Raw genomic sequence first — 25,272 nt, forward strand, 5'->3', positions numbered from 1 at the left:
CGTCCCCCCGTGACCGGGTCGCCCGTCGAGGGCGCCGCCGCGGCGGGCGGTCACCCGCGGCGCGCCGACGCGCGGCCCGGTCCCACCGGATCGGCCGGGCCCGCCGGAGCGGGTGGGCACCGGTGCCCGCGGGTTGCGCCGAACGGCGGACCACCCGACGTGCCGCCCGCCGTCCTGTCGCCCAGTCTTGAAATCCTCGGCGCTCGGCCGACGACGGGCCGCGACGGACCGGGGGCAGGCATCGACCGGAGGGAGCCCGGGGTGGCGGCACAGCGTGGTGAGCCCGGCCGCGCCGAATGGTTCCGCGCCCGGACCGCCTGGCTGAGAGGGCGGACGGCCACCCTGCGCGACGTGCCGTTCCTGCGCCGGCTCGCGGCCCAGCTGCTCCACGTCCGGGTTCTGGACATGGCCACCCGCCTCGCGGCCCAGACCTTCCTGACCGCCATCCCGGTGCTGTTCGTGCTGGCCGCCTTCATGCCCCAGGAGGTGCGCAACACCGTCTCCGAGTCCCTGCGCACCGTCCTGGGGCTCCAGGGCGAATCACTCGACGAGATCAAGGGGGCCCTCCACCCCAGCGGCAAGGAGTCCACCACCGACACCTTCGGCGGCATCGGGATCCTGGTGACCCTGCTCTCGGCCACCAGCTGCAGCCGCATCCTGCAGCGCCTGTGCGAGCAGAGCTGGTACCTGCCCCACCTGGCGGGGCGCCTGGCGGCCTGGCGGTGGCTCGCCTGGCTCCTGGTCTGGCTCACCGCCCTGATCCTCCAGGGCCAGGTGCGGTCCGGGTTCGGGGCGGGCACCGGCCTCGGGGTCCTGGTCTACCTGGTCACCGCCACGCTGCTCTGGTGGTGGACCCAGCACCTGCTGCTCGGCGGCCGGATCCCCTGGCTCCCGCTGCTGCCCGGGGCGGTGCTGACCGGGGCCGCGCTGACCACGCTCGCCTGGGCGTCGCGGCTCTACGTCCCCCGCTCGCTGAACCGCAGCGTGACCCAGTTCGGCCCGCTCGGCCTGGTCTTCACCCTGCTCAGCTGGCTCATCGTGGTGTTCACGGCCATCACCCTCGGCATCGGCATCGGGTACGTGGTGGCGAGCCAGGGACGACTGGCCCGGCTCCTGGGGACTCCGGAGCCGGTCCCGGCGGACGAGGACTGAGCGGCCGCCGGACGGGACCCGAAGCGGCGGGCGGCCCCCACCGGTGGGCCGGGAGGCCCCTTTGCCAGGTCGGACGGCGTCGGCCAGGATGGGATCTGTCAGCGATCCGCGCTCACCATGCGCCGTACCCCACCCTGAGGTGAGCACCATGCCCCTCAGCCCAGCCGTCGACTCCCCCGTCCGTCCGGCGGACGCACCTCGACACCGCTCCGCCCGGCCGGCCCGGATACCCGGCGGCAACCCCGTGCTCGCGGCCCGCTTCGCCGTCCCCCCGGTTCCGGGAACCTTCGTGCACCGGCCGCGGCTGGCCGAGCGCCTCGGCGACGGTCTCCGGACGTCCCTCCTGCTGGTGAACGCCCCGGCGGGCGCCGGGAAGACCCTGCTCGTCGCCGACTGGCTGGCCACGACGCGGCTGCGCGGTTCGGCGGTCTGGCTCACCGCGGAGCGGGAGGACAACGCGCCGGGGGTCTTCTGGGCCTACCTGCTGGAAGCCCTCCGGCACCACGGCGTCGCCCTGCCGGACGACATCGGCACCCCCGCCCGGGCCGACGAGGTCGATCACGCGCTGCTGGCCCGGCTGGCCGCCCACCTGAGCCGCCGCGAGGCGCCCGTGGTCCTCGTCCTCGACGAGTTCGACCAGGTGTCGTCCGCCGAGGTGGCCTCCGGACTCCACTTCCTGCTCGGCCACGCGGGCCAGGGGCTGCGGCTGGTCCTGATCGGCCGCACGGAGCCGCGCCTGCCGCTCCACCGCTACCGCGCCTCCGGCTGCGCCACCGAGATCCGGGCCGCCGACCTGGCCTTCCGCCCGCGGGAGACCGCCGCGCTGATGCGGCGGCACGGCCTCGCCCTCTCCGCCGGAACCGTCCGGACGCTGACCGAGCGGACCGGCGGCTGGGCCGCCGGTCTGCGGCTGTCCGCCCTCGCCGCCCAGGGCGCCGCCGACCCCGAGGCGTACCTGAAGGAGTTCGAGGCCTGCCGCAGCACGGTCGCGGACTTCCTGCTCGCCGAGGTCCTCGACACCCAGCCCGCCGAGACCCAGGACCTTCTGCTGCGCACGAGCGTCCTGGACCGGATCCACCCCGAGCTGGCCGACGCCCTGACCGGCCGGCCGGACGGCGCGCGGATCCTCGCCGGCCTCGCGCGCGCCGACACCTTCGTCGAACCCGTCGGCCGCTCCTGGTACCGCTGCCACCCGCTGTTCGCCGAGATCCTGCGCGTCCAGCTGGCGGCCCGCAGCCCGGGGCTGGACCGGGCGCTCCACCGCAGGGCGGCCCGCTGGCTCACCGCCGCCGGACACCTGACCGACGGGCTGGTGCACGCCGCCGCGGCCGGTGACTGGGAGTTCGCCGCGACGCAGGTCGTCGACCGGCTGGCCATCGGACGGCTGTTCACCGGCCGCGACGCGGACCGGCTCGACCGCCTGTTCGCCGACATGGCGCCCGACGCCCGGGGGCCCGCCCCGGAACTGGTCCGGGCGGCCCGCGACCTCGCCCGCCACGACGTGGACCGCGGACTCGACCACCTCCGGCGCGCCGAGACGCTGCTGTCCGAACGCGGTGCCGAGGACGTTCCGACGGCCCTGCTCAGCGCGGCCCACCTCCGGGTGCTGGCGGGCCGGCTGCTCGGCTCGGCCGACATGGCCCGGGCCGCCGCCGTCCAGGCCGCGCGACTGGAGGAGGACGTCCCGCCGGCGCTGCTCGGCGAGCACCCGGAACTTCCCGCGCTCCGGCTGGCCGACCTCGGATCCGCGCTGCTCTGGAAGGGCAGCCTCGACGCCGCCGCGGCGGCCCTGTCCGCCGCCGCCGCGGCGGCCGACGACCCCACCACGGCCTGTCCGCGCCACGAATCGCTCACCCGGCTCGCCCTGATCGACGTGCTGCGGGGCAGGCCGGGGCCGGCGGAGGCCCACCTGCGGAAAGCGGGGGCCGAGGCCGAACGCTCCGGGCTGTCCCCGGAATCCCGCACGGGGGCCGGCCAGCTCGTGCTGGCCGCGCTCGCCGTCGACCGCGACGACCTGCCCACCGCGCGGGCGGCGATCGACCGGGCCGCCCGGTCGGCCGCGGCCGACCACGACCCGGCCGTCACCGCGGGAATCGCCATCGTCCGGGCGAGGACGCTACTGGCCGAGGGCCGCCCCCGCGCGGCCCTCGACCTCCTCGGCGGGCTCGCGGACGGCGGTCCCGCCGCCGACCCCCCGCCGCCCTGGGTGCGGGAGGCCGTGGCCGTGGCCGTTTCGGCCGGGCACCTCGCCGAAGGGGACCCGGCCGCCGCGCTGGAGGCGCTGGAGCGCAGTGGCGCGGACGGTCCGGAACACGCCGTCGCCGCCGCCCGGGCGCACCTCGCCGCCGGGGAGAACCGGGGCGCCCTGCGGATCCTGGAGGCGGTCCCGGAGCGCGACGGCCACGGGCCCGCGATCACCGTACGGGTCCTGCTGGCCCGGGCCCAGGCGGCCGCCGCCCTCGGCGACGAGGCCGCGGCCCAGCGCCTGCTCGCCCGCGCCCTCGCGGTCGCCCGGCCGGAGCGGCTGCGCCGGCCGTTCCGGGACGCCGGGCCGTGGCTGCGGCACCTGCTGCAGGCCCGGCCCGAGCTGGCGGACTCCCACGGCTGGCTGCCCGCCGACCTGCTGCCCGGCCTCCCGGCCGGGGCGTCCGGGAACACCACCGCGACCGACGCCCTGGTCGAACCGCTGAGCGACCGCGAACTGGACGTCCTGAGGCTGGCGGCCCAGATGCTGTCCACGGAGGAGATCGCCGCCGGGCTGTTCCTCTCGGTGAACACGGTCAAGACGCACCTCAAGAGCATCAACCGGAAGCTCTCCGTCACCGGGCGCAACCGGGCCGTACGCCGGGCGCGCGAACTGGACCTGCTCTGACCTCGTGCCGCCCCCGCGGCGGGCGGACCGCGCCTACCCCGCCCGGGTGCGCCGGTGCCTCCGGTCACGGAACCAGCGCCAGCCGACGGCCAGCGCACTCGCCCCGAGCAGCAGGAGGAACACCGCGAGCCACGCGTGGCCGACGACCCGGGCCCCGGTGAGCAGCACGACCACCACCGCGCCCGCGGTGGCCAGACACGCCAGCACGGTCCGCAGCGCCACCAGGAGCATGCCCGGGCGCAGGATCGACGAGGTCCTCCTCGCCTGGGCGGCCGCGGACGCCGTCAGCCCGAACCGGAGGAGGGCCCGGTCGGCGAGCTCGCCGGTGGCGCGGCAGTACATCTGTCCGCAGGCGGGCACCCACACGAACGGCACCACGGTTCCGACGAGGAGCAGTACGCCCAGGCCGGCCCAGCCGAGCCACTTGCGCACGGCCGAGCGCGCCGGGTCCTCGGGGGTCAACAGGCCGATCAGATAGGCCTGGCGGCGGACGACGGCCGGCCAGGAGGCCTTGTCCCGCCCCCCGGTTCCGGCCCGCGCCGCCTTCCGCAGGGCCTCCTGCGCCTGCTCCACCGTCGGATGGACCCCCTGCACCACCAGGATCTGTGCCGCCGCGTCGTCACCGCAGGGGTCGTGGCCGGCCAGGGCCGCGAGCTCCAGCACCATGCGCAGCTGGGCGAGCAGCGCGGCGACGAACGCGACCGGGAGCAGGAGCAGGAACGGGCCCCCGAGGAAGGAGCCCTCCACCACGGTCCGGCGCACGCCCCGGTCGATGATCTGCTCGGTGGGATCCTGCCGGGCCGTCCCCTCCTGCCCGGGCCCGCGCAGCGCCGCGGCCGTCTCGGCCGCCTGGGGGCCCAGGTAGTCGACGACGAAGGCCGCCAGCCGCTCGGGCATGTGGGAGGGATCCGCCCGGAGCGCCCTCAGCAGTCGTCCCACCACGCCGGGCTGTCGTCGCCGCGCACTCTCCGATCCGCCCATCAGCCGCAGAATAACCCCGCCGGTGGGCGGCCGCCCCGGGGCCGGACCACCCGGCCCGGGTGATGACGGGACGAACCCGCGGCGCGTCCCTGGAGGGTGGAGCACGTCACGGCTTCCCGCCCGGACCCCGACACCCCGGGTGGCCGCTCGGGGCGCACCCGCCCGGCAGACCGCGCCCGCGGCAGCCCGTTCGGGGCACGCCGTCGATGTCAGGAGGCTCGCGGTGGACTACCCACTGCTCGACATCTTCTTCACCACCATGTGGATCTTCCTGTGGATCATGTGGTTCTTCCTGCTGTTCCGCGTCTTCGGGGACCTCTTCCGCGACGACAGCGTGAGCGGCTGGGGCAAGGCCGGCTGGTCCGTGTTCCTGCTCGTCCTGCCCTTCCTCGGCGTGTTCGTGTACCTCATCGCGCGGGGCAAGGGCATGGGGCGGCGCGAGGTCCTGCGGGCGACCGACGCGGAGCGGGAGTTCCGCGACTACGTCCGGCAGACGGCCGCCGACAGCCCGGCACCCGCCTCCCACGTCGACGACCTGGCCCGGCTCGCGGAGCTCAAGGACAAGGGCGCCATCACCGAGGACGAGTACCAGCGCGCCAAGGCGAAGGTGCTCGCCTGACCGTCCCGGCCCCGCCCGGTTCCTCCCTCCCGGCCGTTTGACCTTGACACGGTGACAAGGTCTTCACTGCTGCCGAGGAGGTGGTCCTGATGGTCGGGACGGAAGAGGACACGAACACCCTGCGGGCCCTGCGGGGTCTGGCGCACGAGGACTCGTCGGTACGGCTGCGGGCGGCGATGGCCGTCGGCAGCGAGCCGGACCCGCGGTTCGTCGGCGGGCTCGTCGAACGGTGCGCGGTCGAGCCCGAGTTCACCGTGCGGGAGACGCTCACCTGGGCGCTCACCCGGCACGAGGCGGCCGTGACGGTCCCGCTGCTGCTCGACGAGGTGCGCGCGGACGGTGCCCAGGCACGGAGCCAGGCCCTGCACACCCTCTCCAAGATCGGGGACCGGCGGGCCTGGCCGGCGATCACGCCGGCGCTGCTGGCCGACGCGGACGAGGAGGTGGCCCGCAGCGCCTGGCGGGCCGCGGTCGTGCTCGTGCCCGAGGGTGGGGAGCGCGAGTTGGCCGTAGTCTTGGCCGCTCAGCTCGGACGCGGCGGACGCGAGACGCAGTTGAGCCTCAGCCGGGCGCTGATCGCGCTCGGGGAGGCGATGCTGCCGGCACTGGACGCCGCGGCGGCGGACCCCGACCCCCGGGTGCGCGCCCACGCACTCGCCACGGAGCGGCTGTGGCGCGACCCGGACGCCGGATTCGAGTTCGCGATCGAGGAGGCGAAGCGCACGGCGGTCCTCGGCGAGGGCCGCCGGGAGGGACGGTAGGCAGTGTTGATCGGCGACGTCGCGCGGCGGTCCGGGGTCAGCGCCCGCATGCTCCGGCACTACGAGTCGCTCGGGCTGGTGCGGCCGACGGGCCGTACCGGCTCCGGCTACCGCCGGTACGCCGACGAGGACATCCGGCGGATCTTCCACATCGAGAGCCTGCGGTCGCTGGGCCTGTCGCTGCGCGACGTCGGGCGGGCCCTCGACGACCCCGGTTTCGCGCCCGCCGAACTCGTCGACGACCTCATTCTCCGCACCCGCGAACGCATCGCGGCGGAGACCGAGTTGCTCACCCGGCTGCGGCGGATCGACGCCGCGGGACCGGCCGGCTGGGAGGAGGTGCTCCAGGTCGTCGCGCTGCTCCAGGCCCTGGAGTCGAAGAGCCCGGGGGCGCGGCAGCGCGCCGCGCTGTCCGCGGGCGAGGACGTCGCGGTGCCGGTGGAGGCGCTGGTCGAGGCCGTGCTGGGCGAGTCGGACCCGAATGTGGCCGGCGCCCTCCGCTGGGCGCTGGCGCAGACCGGAGGCGACGGTGCGGCCCTGCTCGCGCAGGGCCTGGGCTCGCCTGCGGCCGAGGTCCGCGAACGTGCCGTGCGGTCCCTCGCCGAGCTGCCGGACGGCGCCGCGACCGCACTGCTGCGGGACGCCCTCGGCAGCCCCGACGCCGTGGTCCGCAGGTACGCGGCGCTGGCGCTCGGCGCCCGTGGCGTCGCCGACGCGGTCCCGACGCTCATCGACATGATCGTCGAGGCGGCGAACGACGCCGACGCGGCCGACACCCTGGGCGCGCTGGCGAACGACCCCGCGCTGGCGGACCGGATCGCCACCGGGCTGGTGGACCGCCTCGCCCTCGACGGCCTCGGACCGGACGCCCGCCGGAGGCTGGCCCAGGCCCTCGCGGACGTCCCGGGGAGCACGACGTCGCGCGCCCTCGCGGAGCTGACGCGGGACGAGGACCGTGCGGTCGCGCTGACCGCGACGTACATTCTCAAGCTGCGCGACACGCGGTAGTCGCGACCGCGATCGGGGGGTCCGATCGGGGCAGGGGTGACCGGGGGTTCGAGGGTGGGGGTGGCGTGACAGGGGCCGGGCGGTTCCGTCGGCAGCGGCGGCTGTTCCTCTCGGTGGCGATCGACACGTTCGGCTCCGGCGTCTTCCTGCCGCTGTCGCTGCTGTTCTTCGTCACCGTCCAGCACTTTCCGGCGGCCGCCGCGGGCACCGCCGTGACGGTCGGGTCGATCGCGTCCTTCGCCGTCGTGCCGCTCTGCGGGCGGCTCGTCCAGGCGGCGGGGCCCAAGTCCTGCCTGCTCGTCAGCAGCGTCCTGACCGCGCTCGGGTACGGCCTGTTCTTCGCGGCCGGGAACCTGCCCGCCGTGGCCGCCGTGAGCTTCCTCGTGACGGCCGCCGACCGCCTCTACGGGGCCGCCTGGCCCACGCTGGTGGCACGGTTCGCGAAGCCGGCGGAGCTCACCGCGTGGTTCTCCGCGGTCACCGTGCTCAAGACCACCTCGCTGGGGGTCGGCACCCTGGGGGCGACCGCCCTGATGGCGCTCGCCGGCGGACACGGCCTGCAGGTCGCGCTCGCCCTGAACAGCGCGAGCTCCCTGCTCGCGGCCGTCCTCCTGCTCGGGGTCACCGTACCGGCCGCCGAGCGGCCCGCGCGCAGGGCAGCCAGGTCGAACACCCGGGCGGCGCTGCGCGACCGGCCCTTCATGTCCCTGGTCGCGTCCCAGACACTGCTGTCGGCGGCCTGGCTGATCCCGACGGTCGCCTTCCCCGTGTACCTCGTGGAAAGCCTCCACCAGGCCGCCTGGTGGCCGACCGTGGTGGTCGCCGTCCGCTACGCCACCGCCACCACCCTGCAGATGCGGATCAGCCGCCGGCTCTCCGGCTGGAGCCGCTCGCGGGTCCTGCGCCTGTCGATCGGCGCGGCGGCCGTCGCCATCGCGCTGACCGCGACCGTCTCCACCGCCCCGCACGCCGTCCAGGGCCCGCTCGCCGTCCTGGTGGCGGCGGTCCTGGCCCTGGCCGAACTGGCCTCGAAGCCCACCGCGGCCGCGGCGGCGGTCGCCATGGCCCCCAAGGGCGACGAAGGCCCGTACATGTCCCTGTTCCAGCTGACCTGGACGGTGTCCTACGCGGTCGGGCCGGCCGTCATCGGCCTGGGCCTGCAGAACCCCCCGCTGCTCTGGACCGCACTGGCCCTCTGCGTGGCCGCCGCCGCCCTGGCCCACCGCCTCCGCGGCCCACTGCGCCGCCCCGCGGTGCGACTCCCGCACGCCGCAGGCGATCTGCGGGAGGAGGCCGAAGTCCCGTAGACCGGCGCCCGCCCTTTCCATCATCCTTCGGTGTCTCCGCACGCCGACTCCCCGCACCGAACAGGGGATCCGCACCAGCGGGCCGAACCCTCCGGCGGGCACGGCAGGCGTCAGCGGCGTACCGGCAGCCCGTCGGTGAGCCCGTAGGCGCGCAGCTGGTACGGGAGCGCGGCCGGGCGGCGCCACTGGAGGTCGAGGCCGCAGGCGCCGAGGACGGCACCGAAGGCGTGCCGCATCGCGTCCTGGACGGCGGTGCGGGCCCGGGCGGCCCGCTCCGCGGCGGGGGTGTCGCCGTCGGCGGCGGCGGACAGCCGGCGGGAGGGGTTCCAGCGGAGGTCGGCGACGCCGGTGGTGTCGTCCCCGTCCTCGACGGCCGGGCACGGCGTGAGGGTGATGCCGGGCGCGTGGAGGTGGTCGGCGACCGGCAGGCCGGCGAGCCCGGCGGTGCGGCGCACCGCGGCGACGACGTCCGCGCCGATGCCGAGGTCCTGCGGGCGGGAGCCGGCCGGGGCCGGGGCGGCGGCGTCCTGGCCGGTGGCCGGGGCGGGTCCGTCGGCCCGTCCGACCCTGGTCTCCCCGTCGAGCCGGCCGGCCACGACCTCGATGCCGAAGGCCGGCAGGAACTCCGCGAGCGCGTTCCGCATGGTGCTGCCGACGACCCGTCGGGCGGCGAACGCCGGCTGCTGGGGCTGTTCCATGGCCGCGGCGGCCGCCAGCCGGGGGCCGGGCTCCCAGTGCAGGGCGATCAGGCCGGCGCAGTCGTCGGAGTCGTCGTACGGCCGGGCCGGGCGCAGGTGGACGCCGTGCCCGTGTCCGCCGTACCCGACGGGCAGGCCGGCCAGCAGGAGCGCCTCGGTGACGCGGTCGACGAGCGCCGGGTCGGTCCGGGGCCCGCCCGGGGACGTGCGTTCCGCAGCCGTGTCCACGCCGTCCTCCTCCGGGTCCCGGGCGGCGGCCGACCGCCGGCGCCCCGAGCGTACGGCGTACCCGGGCGGCCCGTCGGCGAATCCCGAAACCGGCCGCCGCGGCGCGCCCGCCGGGAGGGCGGGCGCACCGGCGGCGTCCGTCCGGTCAGTTCCAGGGGTTGGCCGGCTGGTCGTTGATGGCCGTCCAGAAGCGGGTGTTGTTCGGGATGTTGCCGTAGGCCCAGAAGGTCCAGCCGCCGGTCTGCGACAGGTCGGTGCCGTAGTGGCCGTCGTGGAACTCGGCCTCGCGCCAGCCGGCGCCGAAGGCGGCCTGGCAGACGCTGTCGGCCGCGGCCCGGCTGTTGAGGCGGGAGCCCTTGACCGGCTGGCTGAGGGCGACGGTGCCCTGCGCCCAGCCGTTGTAGAAGCCGAGGCTGATCCCGGACGGGGCCGGGCTGCCGTCGACGTTGAGGCAGAGCACGGGCAGCGAGACGGACGGCGCGGTGTCGCCGCTGTAGGCGTTGCTCGGGCTGCCGCCGGGGCCGCCGACCTGGACGGTGCCCTCGGGGCCGTAGGAGACGGCGGACCAGGTCATCCCCAGGTGGGTGGCCGGCCCGGTGGTGGCGGAGGCCGGGGCGGCGGTGAGCGGGATCAGGACGGCGGCGGCGACGGCGGTCGCGGTGGCGACGGCCTTCTTCAGACGGTTCATCGACTGCTCCAGGGTTCGGGTGCCTCGTGGGTGACCGGCTCGTTTCAGCCGGTGCACGACAAAGCTCTCAACCGAACGCACACAACTGGCATCATCTGATCATCACTTCGTCACACTCGTGCCCATCCACGCACAGCGGCGGTCCGGTCCGGCCCCGCGGCCCCCAGGGAGGGACGCATGGAGTTCAGGATCCTCGGCTCGCTGGAGGTGTGGACCGGCGACGGCCGACGCGTCCCCTCCGAAGGCTCCCGGCAGGAGCGGCTGCTCGCCACCCTCCTGCTCAACGCGGACAGCTCCGTGCCGGTCGCCCGCCTCGTGGACACCGTCTGGGAGGAGCGGCCGCCGGCCACCGCCACCCGCCAGGTCCGCAACCTCGCCGGCGTACTGCGCCGCCGCTTCGCCGAGGCCGACCCGGCCGCGCCGCCCGTCCTGCTCACCGACGGCCGCGGCTACCGCATCACCCTCACCGGGCACCGGCTGGACGCCCGCGACTTCACCGACCGGCTCGCCCTCGCCCGCGGCGAGGCCGCCGCCGGACGCACCCCGGAGGCCGTCGACGGGCTCCGCGCGGCACTCGCCCTGTGGCGCGGGCCGGCCCTGGACGGACTCGCCGTGGACGCGGACGCCCCGGGCGCGGTCGCCCTGGACGAACTGCGGCTGACCGCCTGGGAGGAGTGCCTCGACCTGGAGCTCGCCCTCGGCCGGCACCGCGCGGCCGTCCCCGAACTGACCGCGCTGGTGGCCGACCACCCGCTGCGGGAACGCTTCACCGGACAGCTGATGCGAGCCCTGCACGGCTCCGGACGCGCCCCCGAGGGGCTCGCCGCCTACCGCCGGTTCGCGGACCGGCTGGCCGACGAGCTCGGGCTCGACCCCGGTCCGGGGCTACGGGCGCTGCACCTGGAGCTGCTGGCCACCGAGCCGGTGCCCGCCGCCCCGGCCCGCGCCGAGGAAGCGCCGACCGCGCCGGCCCCGCCGCCCGCCCCGCCCGCTCCGCCACCCGCCGCCCCGGCGCAGGCGCCTCCCCCGCCGCCCGCCCAACTCCCGCCCGCCCTGGCCACCTTCGTCGGACGCGACCCGGAACTGCGGGCCCTGGACGCGCTGCTCACCGCCCCGGCCGGTGAGGAGCCCGGGCCGGCCGCCGCCGTGTGCGCCGTCTCGGGACCGGCCGGGGTCGGCAAGACCACCCTCGCCGTCGACTGGGCCCACCGCGTCCGGGACCGGTTCCCGCACGGCCAGCTCTACGCCGACCTGCACGGCTACTCCGTCGACGCCCCGCTCGCCCCGCACACCGTCCTGGCCCGCTTCCTGCGCGCCCTCGGCGTGCCCGGAGACCGGATCCCCGCGGCGGCGGACGAGGCGGCCGCGCTCTACCGCTCCCTGCTGGCCGACCGCCGGCTGCTGGTGGTCCTCGACAACGCCCGCGACGCCGAGCAGGTCCGCCCGCTGCTGCCGGGCGCCCCGGACTGCCGCACGGTGGTCACCAGCCGCACCCGGCTCGACGGGCTGGCCGTCCGCAACGGGGCCCGGCCGCTGGTGCTCGACGTGCTGCCCGCCGACCGGGCCCTCGAACTGCTGGCCCGCATCGTCGGCGGGCACCGCGTCCGCGCCGAGCCGCGCGCCGCCGCCGAACTCGCCGCCGCCTGCGGCCGGCTGCCCCTCGCCCTGGCCGTCACCGCGAGCCGCCTCGCCGCCAGCCCGGAGCGCGGCCTCGCCGACTACGCCGCCGAACTCCTCGACGCGGAGCACCGGTTGAGCGCCCTGCAGATCGAGGGCGACGACACCTCGGCGGTCCGCGCCGCCTTCGACCTCTCCTACCGCTCGCTGCCCGCCGAGGCCCGGTCGCTGCTCCGGCTGCTCACCCTGGTCCCGGCCGTCGGCATCGGCTCCGACGCGGCCGCCGCCCTGGCCGGCGCCCCGGCCGCCGCCGTCCGGCCCGTCCTCGACCGACTGGCCGCCGCCCACCTGCTCGCCCCCGAGGAGCACGACCGCTACCGGCTCAACGACCTCCTGCGCCTCTACGCCACCGAGCGCTGCTCCGTCGAGACCGGCGCCGCGGAGCGCCGCGCCGCCCTGGAGCGCCTCGGCTCCTGGTACCTGCACCGCGGCCGCTCCCCCGCCTTCCTCCCCGCCCCGCCCGCCGCCGGCCGTCCCGGTCGCCCCGGCAGGCCCGCGCACCCCGAAGACCCGGGCCACCGGACGACCGGCCCGCATCTCGACGAGTGGGTCGAGGTCGACCGCCTGGCAGCCGCGGCCGCCGACGCGACCCGGGCACCGGACCCGCCCGAGCCCACACCTGAGCCCGAGCCCGAGCCCGTGCCGGACCGGCGCTCCGCCACGGCGCCGACGCCCCCGTGACCGGCCCGCGGCGGTCCCGCCCGACCGGACGGCGGCTACAACCAGCCGCGCCGGGCGGTCTTCAGCCCGGCCTCGAAGCGGCTCGCCGCGTCGAGGCGCTCCATCAGGGCGGCCATCTGCCGCCGGACGGTCCGCACCGAGACGCCGAGCCGCTTGGCCGCCGCGTCGTCCGTGAGCCCGGTGGACAGCAGCCGCAGCAGCTCGCGCTCCCCGGCGGTCAGGCTCAGCGGGGCCGCCCCGTCCCGGTCGTCGGCGATCGGGACGGCGGTCTCCCAGGTCTGTTCGAACAGGGCGACCAGGGACGCGACGATCCCCGGCTCACTGGTGCACAGCGCGCCGGCCCGGGTGTTCTCCGGGTCGATCGGCACCACGGCCGTGCTCCGGTCGAAGACCAGCATCCGCGGCGGCAGCACCGGCGCGGTCCGCACCTCGCCGCCGAGGCCGGCCATCCAGCGGACGTAGTCGAGCGTCTCCGGGGCGTCGTGGATGCTGTCCTGGTAGATGGTGCGCAGGCTGACCCCGCGCCGCAGGGCGTCCTCGTCCAGCGGCCGGGACGCGGCCAGGCTGGCCGCGGACTGGGCGCCGCCGGGCATCACCGCCAGGACCTCGCTGGTCAGCCGGGAGGTCAGCACCTCCAGCTTGTCCTGGATGGCGTCCAGGCCGAGCAGCCGCTCGCGGTCGCCCACCGGGGTGTCGGCCCGCACCTTCGCGTACTCCCCCAGGGCGCGCGCGACGGCGGCCTTGGAGGCGGCGACCTCCTGCTGCCGGCGCGCGAGTTCCTCCTCCTGACGACGCAGCAGGATCTCCAGTCCGCGCTCCGGGCTGACCGGCCGCAGGGTGCCGGGCCGTTCGCGGGAGGCGCGCAGCAGGGTGAGGTCGGCGAGCCGGTCGAGGGCCGCGCGCACGGCGGCCTCGGGGAGGCCGAGCCGCTCGCAGAGTTCCGCGACCCCTCCCTCGGGGTCGGCGAGCATTTCCCGGTAGACGGCTTCCGCAGTGGCATCGAGCCCCAGCAGTTCCAGCACTTCTCGACCCCTGATCCCCGTGGACGGTTCCGTATGCCCGGCCGGCCCGGAGCTGATCATTCCTTCGGCCGGAACGCCCTCGCAAGGGCATGATCCGGTCAACGCCCCACCCGGGCCGTCGACACCCTCGGCGGGGCCCGCACGAGGGCGGAATTCCGGTCGCTGCCCGGCGCGGTGTTGCAGCATGCTGCCTGTCCTGATCCTGCCCGCGGATTCGCTTCCCGTGGCGGGCCGGGGAACGGGAGGATTCCCGGTGCGCGCACTCCCCGTTTCCCCGGACACCCAGAACTGCGGTCTCCCTCAGCGCAGTTCCCGCACAGAACAGGACCCTCCCGTGTCCGTCCGTCCAGTCGCCGCCGTCCTCCTGACCCTCGCCCTCGCCGGCTCCGCCGCGCAGGCCCTCGCCGCCGGTCCGACCGCCCCCGACGCCGCCCCGTCCGCCGCCCAGGGCCCGGGCGGAGGGATCGGCTGGGACGGCCCCGCCGCTCTCTCGATCGGCTGGGACACCCCCTCCACCCGGTCGATCGGCTGGGACGGCCCGTCGGCCGACGCCGCCGTCGGGCAGGTCTGACCTGCGGTGTTCGCGGTCCATCTGACCCTGCCGACCGATGCCGCCGCCCCCTCGGGAGAGGCGGCGGCCGCGGAGGTCCAGGCCGGACTGTGGGCGTGCGCCGGCCCGGGCGACGGCCTGGAGCACGTGCGTGCCCGCGCCGTCCCCGACGGCATCGGCCTGGTGCTCTACGTCCGCGCCCCCGACGAGACGGCGGCCCTGGCACGGGCGCGGGGCCTGCTGGACCGGGCGCTGGCGCGCACCGGCCGGCTCCCGTCCGGCCTCCGGTAGTCCCGCCGACCGACGGGGTCCGCGTCGGCCACCCGCCGTCCCGCCCGAACGGTTTCCGCTGTTCCGGACGGGTTTCCACCAATCCCACCCGGCCGGGAAGTTGGCTGGTTCATTGCTACCGCTTTACCCCGGCATGGCCGAAGGACCGTCAGCGGCCCGGCCGTGCCCCCGTTTCTCCACCCCCCTTCCCTCCCGCACAGAACAATCGAGGAGTTCCATGTCACGCCCCCCGGGCGGATCATCACGGCACCGGTCCGAAGCCGGCTCGCCGCCCCCCTCCACGCAGCGCCGTCGCAACGGCGTGCTGCGCAACACCGCCGTCGCGCTGGCCGTGGTGCTCTCCGTCGAGGCCGCCGCCGTCATCATGACGACCGGTCAGGCCGTGGCCGTCACCACGGAGCAGGCCCCGAAGCCCGCCAAGGCCCTGGGCCCGGCCGAGGCCAAGGACATCGCCACCGCCCACCTCAAGGCCCGGCTGGAGAACCGCCGGATCGAGGTCGTGGACGAGCGCACCGAGTCCACCACCAGCTGGATCAACCCGGACGGCACCACCACCCTGGACCTCGCCTCCGGGCCGGTGCGCTACAAGGACAGGTCCGGCAGGCTCCAGCCGATCGACACCGACCTCGCCCGGCAGCCGGACGGCAGCGTCAAGGCCAAGGGCCACCCGCTCAACCTCTCGCTGGCCGGCGCCACCCCGCCCGCCGCCGCGTCGGCCTTCAAGGCGGCCGGCGCCCCGGCCGGGGACCCGAAGGCCCCGACCACCCCGCTGGTCTCGCTGGACAACGGCAACGGCACCGCCATGTCGCTGTCCTGGCGCGGCGCCCTGCCCGAACCCTCGGTGGACGGCGCCAGGGCCCGGTACGCGAACGCGCTCACCGCCACCGACCTGGTCGTCGAGTCCACCCGGACCGGCTTCGAGCAGTTCCTGGAGCTCAAGGACCGCTCGGCGGTGGCCGCCAACGGCAGCGTGACGCTCACCCTGGACGCGGCCGGCCTGCAGGCCCGCCACAATGCGGACAACTCGGTGTCCTTCCTCGACCCGAACACCGGCGAGGAGAAGGGCCAGCTGCCCGCCCCGGTGATGTGGGACGCGCAGGTCGACGAGCGCAGCGGCGACCACACCCGCACCGCGCCGGTCGCGCTGAAGGTCACCCAGAACGGGAACGCGATCGACCTGACGCTGACCCCGGACGCCGCCTTCCTGACCGACCCGAAGACCAAGTACCCGGTCACCATCGACCCTGCGGTCAACATCGGCGTCGGCTTCGACACCTTCGTGCAGCAGGGCTACGCCACCGACGTCTCCTCGCAGACCGAGCTGAAGCTGGGCAACAACGGCTCCGGCCAGGTCGCGCGTTCGTTCCTGCAGTTCCCGATGGCGAAGATCAGCGGGAAGCAGATCACCGGCGGCAAGCTCAACCTGTGGAACTTCCACAGCTGGTCCTGCACCGCGAAGAGCTGGGAGGTCTGGGACACCGGCACGGCCACCACGGCCACCCGCTGGACCGCCCAGCCCGGCTGGAACAAGAAGTGGGCCACCTCCACCGCGACCAAGGGCTACTCCAGCTCCTGCAACGACGGCTGGGTGAACCAGGACATCACCGCCCTGGTCAAGGCCTGGGCCGCCAACGGGAACACCAACAACACCCTGGGCATCCGGGCCACCGACGAGAGCGACCCGTACGGCTGGAAGAAGTTCAACTCCGGCAACGCGACGTCCAACACGCCGTACCTGTCGGTCACCTACAACACCCCGCCGGCCGTCTCCACCCTGATCTCCCCGGCCGACGCCGCACTCACCGGCGACTCCACCCCGACGCTGTCCGCCAAGGCGACCGACCCCGACGGCGGCAACATAGCCCTCGACTTCGAGGTCTGGGCGTCCAACGGCACGGCCGCGCTGCAGTCCGGCCGCACCGCCATGGCGGCCTCGGGCTCCACCTTCACCTGGACCCCGGGCACCGCGCTGCCGGCCGGCGCCTACAAGTGGCGCTCCCGCTCCTGGGACGGCACCGCCAACAGCGCCTGGTCCGCCTTCCGCACCCTCACCGTGGACACCACCGCGCCCGGCGCGACCACCGTCTCCTCCGGCGACTTCCCGGCCGGCCAGTGGGCGGGCACCCCGGACGCCAACGGCGACTACAGCGGCACCTTCACCTTCACCCCGCCGAGCAGCGACGTGAAGGACGTCCAGTACAAGCTGGACGGCGGGGCCTGGGTCACCGCGGCCACCACCGGCACGCCGGTCAGCGCCAAGCTCACCTTCAAGGCGGGCGCCCACACCGTCACCGCGCACAGCCGGGACGCCGCGGGCAACGTCTCCGCCGACCGGACCTACGCCTTCTACGCCGGCAAGGGCTCCGCCCTGGTCGCGCCCGGCGCGGGCGAGCGCCCGGCCCGCCGCACCTCGCTGCAGGCCGAGGGCAACAGCACCTACACCGGGGTGCGCTACCAGTACCGCCGCGGCGAGACGGACGCCTGGAAGGACGTCCCGGTCGCCAACGTCACCACCACCGCCGGCCAGCCGGTGACCGCCTGGCCGCATCCCGCCCCCGGCGGCAAGCCGGCCGCGCTGACCTGGAACATCACCGACACCCTGGCCGAGAACGGCCCGGTCGACGTCCGCGCGGTGTTCACCGACGGCACCGCCACCGACGCCACCGAGCCGAACACCGTCACGGTGGACCGCAACGCGGGCACCGCGCCGGAGACCAAGGTCGGCCCGGGCTCGGTGAACACCCTCACCGGCGACCTCACCCTGTCCGAGACCGACGCCGAGGCCTTCGGCCTGCACGCCGAGCGCTCCTTCTCCTCCCGCCGGCCCGCCAACGGCTCGGCCCAGGAGGGCCAGGCGGCGATCTTCGGCCCGCAGTGGAGCTCCGGCACCACCGCCGAGATCACCGACGCCGACTACTCCTACGTCCGCAAGACCTCGGCGACCTCCCTCTCGGTGGTCTCCGCGGACGGCTCCGAGGTCGGCTTCACCGCCACCGGCTCCGGCGGCTGGAAGCCCGAGCCCGGGGCCGAGAACCTCACCCTGACCGGCGCGTTCACCGCTGCCTTCACCCTGAAGGACACCGAGGGCATCACGGTCACCTTCGCCAAGGTCGACCCGGCCGCCACCACCTGGCAGGCCTCCGGCTCCTCACTGCCCAGCGACAACTCCACCACCTCGGTGGTCTCGGAGAAGGTCGTCTCCGGCGGAAAGACCCTGGCCCGCCCGAAGTACGTGGTCGCGCCCGGCTCGGCGACCGCCTCCGCCAACTGCGCCGCCGTGCCGTCCACGGCCGGCTGCCGGGTGCTGGAGTACGTCTACGCCGACACCACCACCGCCACCGCGTCCGCCCCGGGCGACACGGCCGGCCAGGTGAAGCAGATCCGCCTGTGGTCCACCGACCCCGGCGCCGCGACCGCCACCCCCGTCGTCGTCTCGCAGTACGCGTACGACGACCAGGGCCGGCTGCGCGAGGTGTGGGACCCGCGGACCGGCCCGGCGCTGAAGACCGCGTACGGCTACGACGCGGCCGGCCGGGTCACCACCGTGACCGACCCCGGCGAGCTGCCGTGGACCCTGGAGTACGGCAAGGCCGGCAACGCCGCCACCGCCGGCGACGGCATGCTGCTCGCCGCCTCCCGTCCCACCCTCAAGCAGGGCAGCAAGGACGTCACCGACGGCACCGCCACCACCTCGGTGGTCTACGACGTCCCGCTGAGCGGCGCCAACGCGCCGTACCCGCTGGCGCCGTCCGACGTCGCCGCCTGGGGCCAGACCGACGCCCCGACCGACGCCACCGCCGTGCTGCCGCCCGACGCCGTCCCGGCCACCCACGACGGCAAGGCGCTCGGCACCGCCGGCTACAACCGCGCCTCGGTGACGTACACCAACGCCTCCGGCCGCGAGGTCAACACCGCCACCCCCGGCGGCGGCATCACCACCACCGAGTACAACGCCTACGGCAGCCCGGTGCGGACCCTCTCCGCGGAGAACCGCGTCCTCGCCCTGGCCACCACCGGCAACGACCTCAACAAGCTGCGCGCCCTCGGCATCGCCGGCCGCTCGACGGCCGACCGCGCCCAGGTGCTCTCCTCCACCTCGCTCCACTCGGCCGACGGCAAGCGCCTGCTGGAGCAGTACGACCCGCTGCAGCTGGTCACCCTGGAGCACGACGTGGCCGCCTCCGGCACCTCCCCGGCGCTCGCCGCCGGCGCCGAGGTCGCGGCCCGCGCCCACACCGTCAGCGGCTACGACGAGGGCCGTCCGGCGGGCGCCGCGGTCAGCGACATGGCCACCTCGGTGACGGTCGGCGCCCGGATCGACGGCTACGCCGCCGACGCCGACCCCCGCACCACCGCCACCGGCTACGACTGGGCCCAGGGCCTGCCCGTCAGGTCCGTCCAGGACCCGGCCGGTCTGAAGATCACCACCGCCACCGGCTACGACGCCAGCGGCCGGGTGACCTCGCAGAGCCGCCCGAACTCCACCGGCTCCGACGCGGCCACCACCGTCACCACCTACTGGACCGGCACCGGGACCGGCGCCTGCGCCGGCCACCCCGAGTGGGCCGACCTGGTCTGCTCGATCGCCCCGGCCGCCCAGATCGCCGGCGGCGGCGGCAACCCGCTGCAGCTGCCGACGAAGACCTTCCAGTACGACCGCTGGGGCAACGTCACGGTCCAGGCCGAGACCGCCAACGGCGTCACCCGCACCACCACCCGCAGCTACGACGCGGCCGGCCGCCCGGTGAAGATCTCGGTCACCGGCGGCACCGGCACCGCGGTCGCCGACACCGTGCTCGGCTACGACCCCGCCACCGGCGAGCTGGCCTCCCTCAGCAACGGCAAGGCCACCATCACCCAGGGCTACGACAGGCTCGGCCGCCAGACCTCCTACGACGACGGCGCCGGCAACGTCACCACCACCGAGTACGACCGGCTCGACCGCCCGGTGAAGAAGTCCGACTCGGTGCCGTCCACCGTGACCTACGGCTACGACACCGCCAAGGACCCGCGCGGCCTGCCCACCTCGCTCACCGACTCGGTGGCCGGTACCTTCACCGCCGGCTACGACGTCGAGGGCCGGCTGGTCTCGCAGACCATGCCCGGCGGCAACACCCTGACCAACAGCTACGACAGCCGGGGCATCCAGACCGGCAAGACCTACACCAACCAGGCGGGCACCGTCCTGCTGGCCGACACCGCCGACTACACCGTCCACGGACAGCAGGCGGGCCGCACCCAGAGCGACGGCAACAGCACCACCAGCGGCTACACCTACGACGCCACCGGCCGCCTCACCAAGGCCGCCGACAGCACCGGCCTGGCCTGCTCCACCCGGACCTACGCGTTCGACCGGAGCAGCAACCGGACCAACCGCACCAGCGTCACCGACGACTGCGACCCGGCCACCGCCGACGCCGTCACCCAGGCCGAGAACCACGGCTACGACACCGCCGACCGCCTCACCGACACCGGCTACGTGTACGACGCCTTCGGCCGCACCACCGCCCTGCCGAAGGGCACCCAGGTCGGCTACTACGCCAACGACCTGGTCCGCACCGAGACCCTCGGCGACACCCGCAGGACCTGGGACCTGGACGCCTCCGGCCGCCTCGCGGTCGGCACCACGGAGACCAAGGGCACCGACGGCACCTGGGCCGTCACCGAGCAGGACACCAAGCACTTCGACGGCGGCAACGACAGCGCCTCCTGGTCCAAGGACGCGGCCGGCCGGCTGACCCGCAACGTCCTGGACCTGACCGGCCAGCTCACGGCCGCCACCGGCACCGACGGCGGCGCGATCCTGCTGCTGACCAACCTGCACGGCGACGTGTCCGTCCAGATGTCCCCGGACGGCCTGGAGGACCTCGCGGTCTACCACTACGACGAGTACGGCAACACCGTCGACTCCACCGGCTCGACCGCGTACGGCTGGCTCGGCGGGGCGCAGCGCGAGGCCGACGGCCTCTCCGGCCTCACCCTGATGGGCGTGCGCCTGTACGACTCGACCACCGGCCGCTTCCTGCAGACCGACCCGGTCCTGGAGGGCTCGCCGAACGCCTACGGCTACCCGGTCGACCCGATCACCATGGACGACCTGACCGGTCTGAACTGGAAGAAGAAGTGGACGGCCTACTTCAGCCGGTCCGAGGGCAACACGATCGGTGCCCTGCTGTACGTCTCCGGCAAGATCGCCCAGGGCATCTCGAAGATCCTGCGCAGGCTCCCGCACATCGTCGCCCGGGCCGCCGGCTACGTCCTGTGGGCGCTGTCCTACCTGATGAAGAAGATCGGCAAGCAGTTCATCAAGGCGGCCAACAAGCGCGGCAGCCACGGTGTGATCTTCACCTTCGGGATCTGGCGCTCCAGCCACTGGTGGGTGCCGGACCGTCCGATCTACCGCGTGAACCCGCGGTACTGAGCCGGGAGGAGGCCTCTCCGACGATCCACTGATGCGGGACAGGTAGGGCCGGGCCCGGGGGTGATCCCCCGGGCCCGGCCGCTTGCGCACATCGATGATCATCCCGGCGTAGGCTCTCGGCTGATCACAGGGGCAGAGAGGGAGACAATGGGCCAGAAGATCATCCGGTTCTCGGACCTGACCGGCCGGCACGCGGAGAACGACCGCGAGCTGGTGCGGGTGGTGGTGCTCCAGCACCCCGACCTGACGGACGGTCCGGTCGAGATCGACGCGCTCGCCGGGGAGTTGGGCGAGGTGCGGGAGCTGACGCTCGACCTGGTCACGATCGAGCTGCACCACCCGGACCGGGCGGAGCCGCAGACGGTGGTGATGGAGGCCGAGACCTTCAACCGGCTGGCCTCGGCCGCGCCGATGGCCGAGGTGCTGCGCGGCGCCAGGCCGGCCGCCCGGGCCGCCGCCTCCGCGACGGCCCTCGCCGCCGGCCGGGAGCGGGTCAACTACGCCAGCCTGGAACACGCCGGGCGGCCGCACAAGGGCCGCACCACCGACGCGGAGAAGCAGGTCGTCCAGCAGCACCTGGACGAGATCAACGAGCGGCTCGCCGCCGAGGGCGTCCGCACCATCGACCCGGACAACGCCGAGCACGTGACCCGCTACGGCCTGGACACCCTGGCCCGGGAGACCGGCGTGATGTTCGGCTGACCGGCCCGGACGGCCGGGCCCGCCGGGCGCTCCGTCGGGCGGGCCGGCCTGGTGCTCCGTCGGGCGGGCCGGCCCGGGCACTCCCCGGACGGCTCCCCGTCGGGCCGGTCGCCCGCGGCCCGGCCCATGATCGGCCCTGCCGCCCGTTCCGGCGACCGCGGTGCGGCCGGGCGGGCGACCGCCGAGCAGGTGAATCGCCGCGACCACCCCTCGTGTCGCCGACCGGCCCGACACGGCGATCGGCTGGACTGCGCGCTATGCGTATTCCACACCGGACCGGACGGATCGTCTCGGTCCTGGCGCTGGTGGCGGGCTCGCTGCTGAGCAGCAGCGTGCTGGCCCCACCGGCCCAGGCCGCGATCTCCTTCACCAAGAGCGTCGACAAGGCGACCGTCTCCCCGGGGGAGAACGTCACCTACACCCTGCGCTACACCTGCTCCATCACCGAGTGCACCGGCGGGCACATCCTCGACACCCTGCCCTCGAACATGCAGTTCCTCGGCTGGACGCCGGACCCGTCCTCGGTGGACGTGGCCGCCTCCACCGTGCCCGCCGCGGGCGCGATGGGCGGCACGATGGACATCCGGCTGAAGGACCTGAGTCCGGGCACCACCGCCACCGTCACGGTGACGACGAAGTACCCGAACTTCACCACCCCGAACGGCGCCACCTCCACCAACTCGGCCACCATGTCGGCCAACGGCGAGCCCTCGCAGACCGCCACCGCCGACACCGCCGTCCAGGTGCAGCCGCAGTACACGGTGACCAAGGGCGTCCAGACCTCCAGCAGTGACGGACGCACCGTCACCTACCAGTTCAGCGCCTGCGCCACCGACAACGTGCCCAACGTCGACCTGGACACCAGCCGGCTGCTGGACACCCTGCCGCCCGGCGCGGTGGTGGACACCGGCCGCTCGCCGGGCTGGTCGCCGGTGGCCCCCGGCCCGGACACCTGGGGCTACGACATCGGCCCGTTCGTCTCCGGCAACGGGCGCGGCGGCTGCCGCATCCCCGGCGTCCTGGTCGTCAACTACCCGGAGGCCTCCTTCCCGGACGGGACGACCTCCGAGAACGTCGTGGCCCTGCACGGCGACCCGATCGGGCCCGACCCGGAGCGGCAGCTCGACACCGCGAACGCCACCACCGGCCCGTTCCAGCCGCCGGCCACCGGCGTGGTGGTGACCGCGAGCAAGGTCTGGCGCGACACCGCCGTCAACGGCGACCTCAACTCCTTCAGCCTGTCGGCCACCAACACCGCCGGACCGGCCACCAGCCTCACCGTCACCGACCCCGGGGCCGGCAGCACCGACGGCATCTACAACTGGATCTTCCCGCAGTCCCTCCAGCTGGAGCCGTGGAACCCCACCAGCATCCTGCTGACCCTGCAGTACCGCCTCAACGGCGACCCCACCTGGCAGACCTTCACCCCGGGCACCCCGTTCAACGGCTCCGACACCCGCCGGATCACCTTCGAACCGGGCGCGGGCGACCCGGCCAACGACGTGCTCGGCATCCCGGCCGGGCGGTGGCTGGACGGCCTCCGGTTCACCTGGAACGGCCCGATCCCCACCGGCTGGAGCCCGGGCAACGCGGTGCAGCTGGTCACCCAGGTCGCCACCCCCGGCCACGACGGACGCCAGGCCCCCGAGCCGCTGACCAACTGCGTGGACAGCACCGCCACCGACGGCACCGACAACGCCTCGGCCAACGCCTGCGCCCGGACCACCATCACCCGGGCCACCAACCTCGGCGCGGCCAAGACCACCGTCGCCGGCGAACTGTCCGCCCCCGGCGGCCGGGCGACCTTCCAGGTCATCCCGTACAACCGCAGCGCCCGCGACCTGGACCGGCCGCTGGTGCTCTACGACGTGCTGCCGGCCGGCGTGGTCTACATCGACGGCTCGGCCCGGCCCGACCCCAACTACCCGGACGCCAAGGCCCCTTCGTCGATCACCGTGACCCCCGGCCCGGACGGCCGGCAGATCCTGCGGATGGAGTGGCCGGCCGGCGCACCGGACATGACGTACCTGCACGACCAGCTGGCCTACCGGATGCTCTTCGACGTCCAGGTCGCCAACAGCATCCGCTCCGGTGACCTCACCAACGACGTCTACGTCACCGTGGACCAGCCCACCGCCCCGGTCGCCTGCATGTTCTCCGGCTCCGACAGCGGCAGCACCCCGGACGTACTCGACCTCAACGGCAACGGCAACACCACCGAGCTGCTCTGCCACGCCTCCTCGCAGATCCGGGTGGACGTGCCGTCGGTGCTGCGCTCGTACAAGGAGGTCAAGGGCGACCTGGACTCCGACTACGTGAGCATCGGCACCGCCACCCCGGGCGGCGGGATCTCCTACCGGATGACCGTGCGCAACGACTCCCCCGACCCGGTCACCGACTTCATCGCCTACGACAGGCTCCCCACCCCGGGCGACAACTACGTGCTCACCCAGGACGCCCCGCGCGGCAGCGCCTGGACCCCGTCGCTCAGCCAGCCGATCACCAGCAGCGACCCGACCGTGCTGATCGAGTACACCACCGACCCCAACCCCTGCGTGGAGCCCGTCGTCGTCGACCGCACCGGCTGCAACAGCGCGGCGGTCTGGAGCACCACCTTCCCCGGCCCCGGGACGGCCACCTGGTTCCGCATCCACCGCCCCGGCACCATGGCCTCCGGCGAGTCCTTCACCCTGACCTGGCCGATGGTCGCCTCCTACGACGCACCGGAGGGCGAGTACGCCTGGAACAGCTTCGCGTACACCGCCACCGACGCGGCCGGCCGCCGGCTGCTGCCGGCCGAGCCCGCCAAGGTCGGCGTCGCGGTCAAGCGGGTCACGCCCTCCGACAACGCGCTGGGCGACTTCGTCTGGCAGGACAAGGACGGCTCCGGCGTCCAGAAGCCCGGTGACACCGGGATCGCCGGGGTCACCGTGCACCTGCTGGACGGCAACGGCCAGCCGGTGCGGGACAAGGACGGCAAGCCGGTCACCGCGGTGACCGACGCCACCGGCCACTACCTGTTCGACAACCTGCCGGACGGCAGCTACGCGGTCCGCTTCGACCTGGCCACCCTGCCCAAGGGCGCCACCGTCACCAAGCAGCACGCCGGCACCGACCCGGCCAAGGACTCGGACGCCGACCCGGCCACCGGCATCACCCAGACCGTCACCCTCAGCGGCGGACAGCGCGACCTCGACCTCGACATGGGCGTGATCCTCCAGACCACCTCCCCCTCGCCGTCGCCCTCGCCGACCTCCTCCCCGTCGCCGACCTCCTCGCCCTCGCCGACCTCCTCGCCGACGCCGTCGCCGAGCCCGAGCCCGAGTTCCTCGCCGTCCCACTCGCCGAGCCCGACGGCCACCGCCACCCACACGCACACCCACACCCAGGTCCCGAGCCCGTCGAAGAGCGGCGAACTGCCGCACACCGGCGGCTCCTCCCCCGACACCCTCGTCGCGGCACTCGGCGCCATCGCCCTCCTCGGCGGCGGCACCCTCTGCTTCGTCGCCTACCGCCGACCGGGCCGGCACGGCTGACGCCCACCCGGACCCCGCTGAACGCCAGTGGCGCCGCCCCGTCGAGGGCGGCGCCACTGGCGCGTTCCGGATCGGACC

Annotated in this window: 16 protein-coding genes; 12 read left to right on the forward strand and 4 right to left on the reverse strand. The window is 74.9% G+C overall.

What is annotated here, in order from left to right; genetic code table 11:
• Positions 1-261 precede the first annotated feature (261 nt).
• Together ACFVUY_RS09085 and ACFVUY_RS09090 are read left to right on the forward strand one after the other, a co-directional pair.
• Positions 262-1,152, forward strand: a complete 891-nt coding sequence (locus ACFVUY_RS09085) for a YhjD/YihY/BrkB family envelope integrity protein (protein WP_387686475.1) — start codon at positions 262-264, stop codon at positions 1,150-1,152.
• A gap of 148 nt (positions 1,153-1,300) precedes the next feature.
• Positions 1,301-4,024: a LuxR C-terminal-related transcriptional regulator gene (locus ACFVUY_RS09090; protein WP_387728469.1), complete on the forward strand. Its 2,724-nt coding sequence runs from the start codon at positions 1,301-1,303 to the stop codon at positions 4,022-4,024.
• 33 nt (positions 4,025-4,057) lie between these two features.
• On the opposite strand, the gene ACFVUY_RS09095 is transcribed toward ACFVUY_RS09090, so the two are convergent.
• Positions 4,058-4,921, reverse strand: coding sequence for a hypothetical protein (locus ACFVUY_RS09095; protein WP_387686479.1), 864 nt, complete (start codon positions 4,919-4,921; stop codon positions 4,058-4,060).
• A gap of 307 nt (positions 4,922-5,228) precedes the next feature.
• Here ACFVUY_RS09095 and ACFVUY_RS09100 point away from each other — a divergent pair, with 307 nt between their 5' ends.
• From ACFVUY_RS09100 to ACFVUY_RS09115, 4 genes are all read left to right on the forward strand, one after another.
• Positions 5,229-5,624, forward strand: a complete 396-nt coding sequence (locus ACFVUY_RS09100) for an SHOCT domain-containing protein (RefSeq protein WP_387686481.1) — start codon at positions 5,229-5,231, stop codon at positions 5,622-5,624.
• An 89-nt stretch (positions 5,625-5,713) separates the two neighbouring features.
• A complete protein-coding gene (locus ACFVUY_RS09105; RefSeq protein ID WP_387728471.1) occupies positions 5,714-6,385 on the forward strand; it encodes a HEAT repeat domain-containing protein in 672 nt (223 codons plus the stop codon).
• Between the two features lie 3 nt (positions 6,386-6,388).
• Positions 6,389-7,393: a HEAT repeat domain-containing protein gene (locus tag ACFVUY_RS09110; protein ID WP_387728473.1), complete on the forward strand. Its 1,005-nt coding sequence runs from the start codon at positions 6,389-6,391 to the stop codon at positions 7,391-7,393.
• A 65-nt stretch (positions 7,394-7,458) separates the two neighbouring features.
• A complete protein-coding gene (locus ACFVUY_RS09115; protein ID WP_387728474.1) occupies positions 7,459-8,700 on the forward strand; it encodes an MFS transporter in 1,242 nt (413 codons plus the stop codon).
• A 110-nt stretch (positions 8,701-8,810) separates the two neighbouring features.
• Here ACFVUY_RS09115 and ACFVUY_RS09120 read toward each other — a convergent pair whose 3' ends face one another.
• A complete protein-coding gene (locus ACFVUY_RS09120) occupies positions 8,811-9,626 on the reverse strand; it encodes a hypothetical protein (RefSeq protein ID WP_387728476.1) in 816 nt (271 codons plus the stop codon).
• 145 nt (positions 9,627-9,771) lie between these two features.
• Positions 9,772-10,314 carry a hypothetical protein gene (locus ACFVUY_RS09125; RefSeq protein ID WP_387686491.1) on the reverse strand — a complete coding sequence of 181 codons (543 nt, stop codon included), beginning with the start codon at positions 10,312-10,314 and terminating at the stop codon, positions 9,772-9,774.
• Positions 10,315-10,491: 177 nt separating this feature from the next.
• On the opposite strand from ACFVUY_RS09125, the gene ACFVUY_RS09130 reads away from it, so the two are divergent.
• Positions 10,492-12,672, forward strand: a complete 2,181-nt coding sequence (locus tag ACFVUY_RS09130; protein ID WP_387728478.1) for a BTAD domain-containing putative transcriptional regulator — start codon at positions 10,492-10,494, stop codon at positions 12,670-12,672.
• Between the two features lie 35 nt (positions 12,673-12,707).
• On the opposite strand, the gene ACFVUY_RS09135 is transcribed toward ACFVUY_RS09130, so the two are convergent.
• Positions 12,708-13,694 carry a LuxR C-terminal-related transcriptional regulator gene (locus tag ACFVUY_RS09135; protein ID WP_387728480.1) on the reverse strand — a complete coding sequence of 329 codons (987 nt, stop codon included), beginning with the start codon at positions 13,692-13,694 and terminating at the stop codon, positions 12,708-12,710.
• Positions 13,695-14,028: 334 nt separating this feature from the next.
• Between ACFVUY_RS09135 and ACFVUY_RS09140 the strand changes: the two genes are divergently transcribed.
• From ACFVUY_RS09140 to ACFVUY_RS09160, 5 genes are all read left to right on the forward strand, one after another.
• Positions 14,029-14,265: a hypothetical protein gene (locus ACFVUY_RS09140; protein WP_387686497.1), complete on the forward strand. Its 237-nt coding sequence runs from the start codon at positions 14,029-14,031 to the stop codon at positions 14,263-14,265.
• A gap of 6 nt (positions 14,266-14,271) precedes the next feature.
• The gene (locus ACFVUY_RS09145) at positions 14,272-14,535 is read left to right on the forward strand and encodes a hypothetical protein (protein ID WP_387728482.1); all 264 of its coding nucleotides are present in this window, start codon (positions 14,272-14,274) and stop codon (positions 14,533-14,535) included.
• Between the two features lie 217 nt (positions 14,536-14,752).
• Complete coding sequence (locus ACFVUY_RS09150) at positions 14,753-20,956, forward strand: DNRLRE domain-containing protein (protein ID WP_387728484.1); 6,204 nt, start codon at positions 14,753-14,755, stop codon at positions 20,954-20,956.
• 147 nt (positions 20,957-21,103) lie between these two features.
• Entirely contained in the window at positions 21,104-21,658 is a 555-nt protein-coding gene (locus ACFVUY_RS09155) for a hypothetical protein (protein WP_387686503.1), read from the forward strand.
• Between the two features lie 257 nt (positions 21,659-21,915).
• On the forward strand, positions 21,916-25,194 hold the full coding sequence (locus ACFVUY_RS09160) for an SdrD B-like domain-containing protein (RefSeq protein WP_387728485.1): 3,279 nt from the start codon (positions 21,916-21,918) through the stop codon (positions 25,192-25,194).
• The last annotated feature ends 78 nt before the right edge of the window (positions 25,195-25,272 follow it).

This window comes from Kitasatospora sp. NPDC058063, from assembly GCF_042885395.1.
Lineage (GTDB): Bacteria > Actinomycetota > Actinomycetes > Streptomycetales > Streptomycetaceae > Kitasatospora > Kitasatospora lactacystinica.

What these genes read in the sequence shown, in the direction of transcription:
- ACFVUY_RS09095 (WP_387686479.1), bottom strand. Translation starts at nt 4,921, where the DNA reads ATGCCCGAGCGGCTGGCGGCCTTCGTCGTCGACTACCTGGGCCCCCAG.
- ACFVUY_RS09150 (WP_387728484.1), top strand. Translation starts at nt 14,753, where the DNA reads ATGTCACGCCCCCCGGGCGGATCATCACGGCACCGGTCCGAAGCCGGC.
- ACFVUY_RS09105 (WP_387728471.1), top strand. Translation starts at nt 5,714, where the DNA reads ATGGTCGGGACGGAAGAGGACACGAACACCCTGCGGGCCCTGCGGGGT.
- ACFVUY_RS09155 (WP_387686503.1), top strand. Translation starts at nt 21,104, where the DNA reads ATGGGCCAGAAGATCATCCGGTTCTCGGACCTGACCGGCCGGCACGCG.
- ACFVUY_RS09125 (WP_387686491.1), bottom strand. Translation starts at nt 10,314, where the DNA reads ATGAACCGTCTGAAGAAGGCCGTCGCCACCGCGACCGCCGTCGCCGCC.
- ACFVUY_RS09160 (WP_387728485.1), top strand. Translation starts at nt 21,916, where the DNA reads ATGCGTATTCCACACCGGACCGGACGGATCGTCTCGGTCCTGGCGCTG.
- ACFVUY_RS09090 (WP_387728469.1), top strand. Translation starts at nt 1,301, where the DNA reads ATGCCCCTCAGCCCAGCCGTCGACTCCCCCGTCCGTCCGGCGGACGCA.
- ACFVUY_RS09130 (WP_387728478.1), top strand. Translation starts at nt 10,492, where the DNA reads ATGGAGTTCAGGATCCTCGGCTCGCTGGAGGTGTGGACCGGCGACGGC.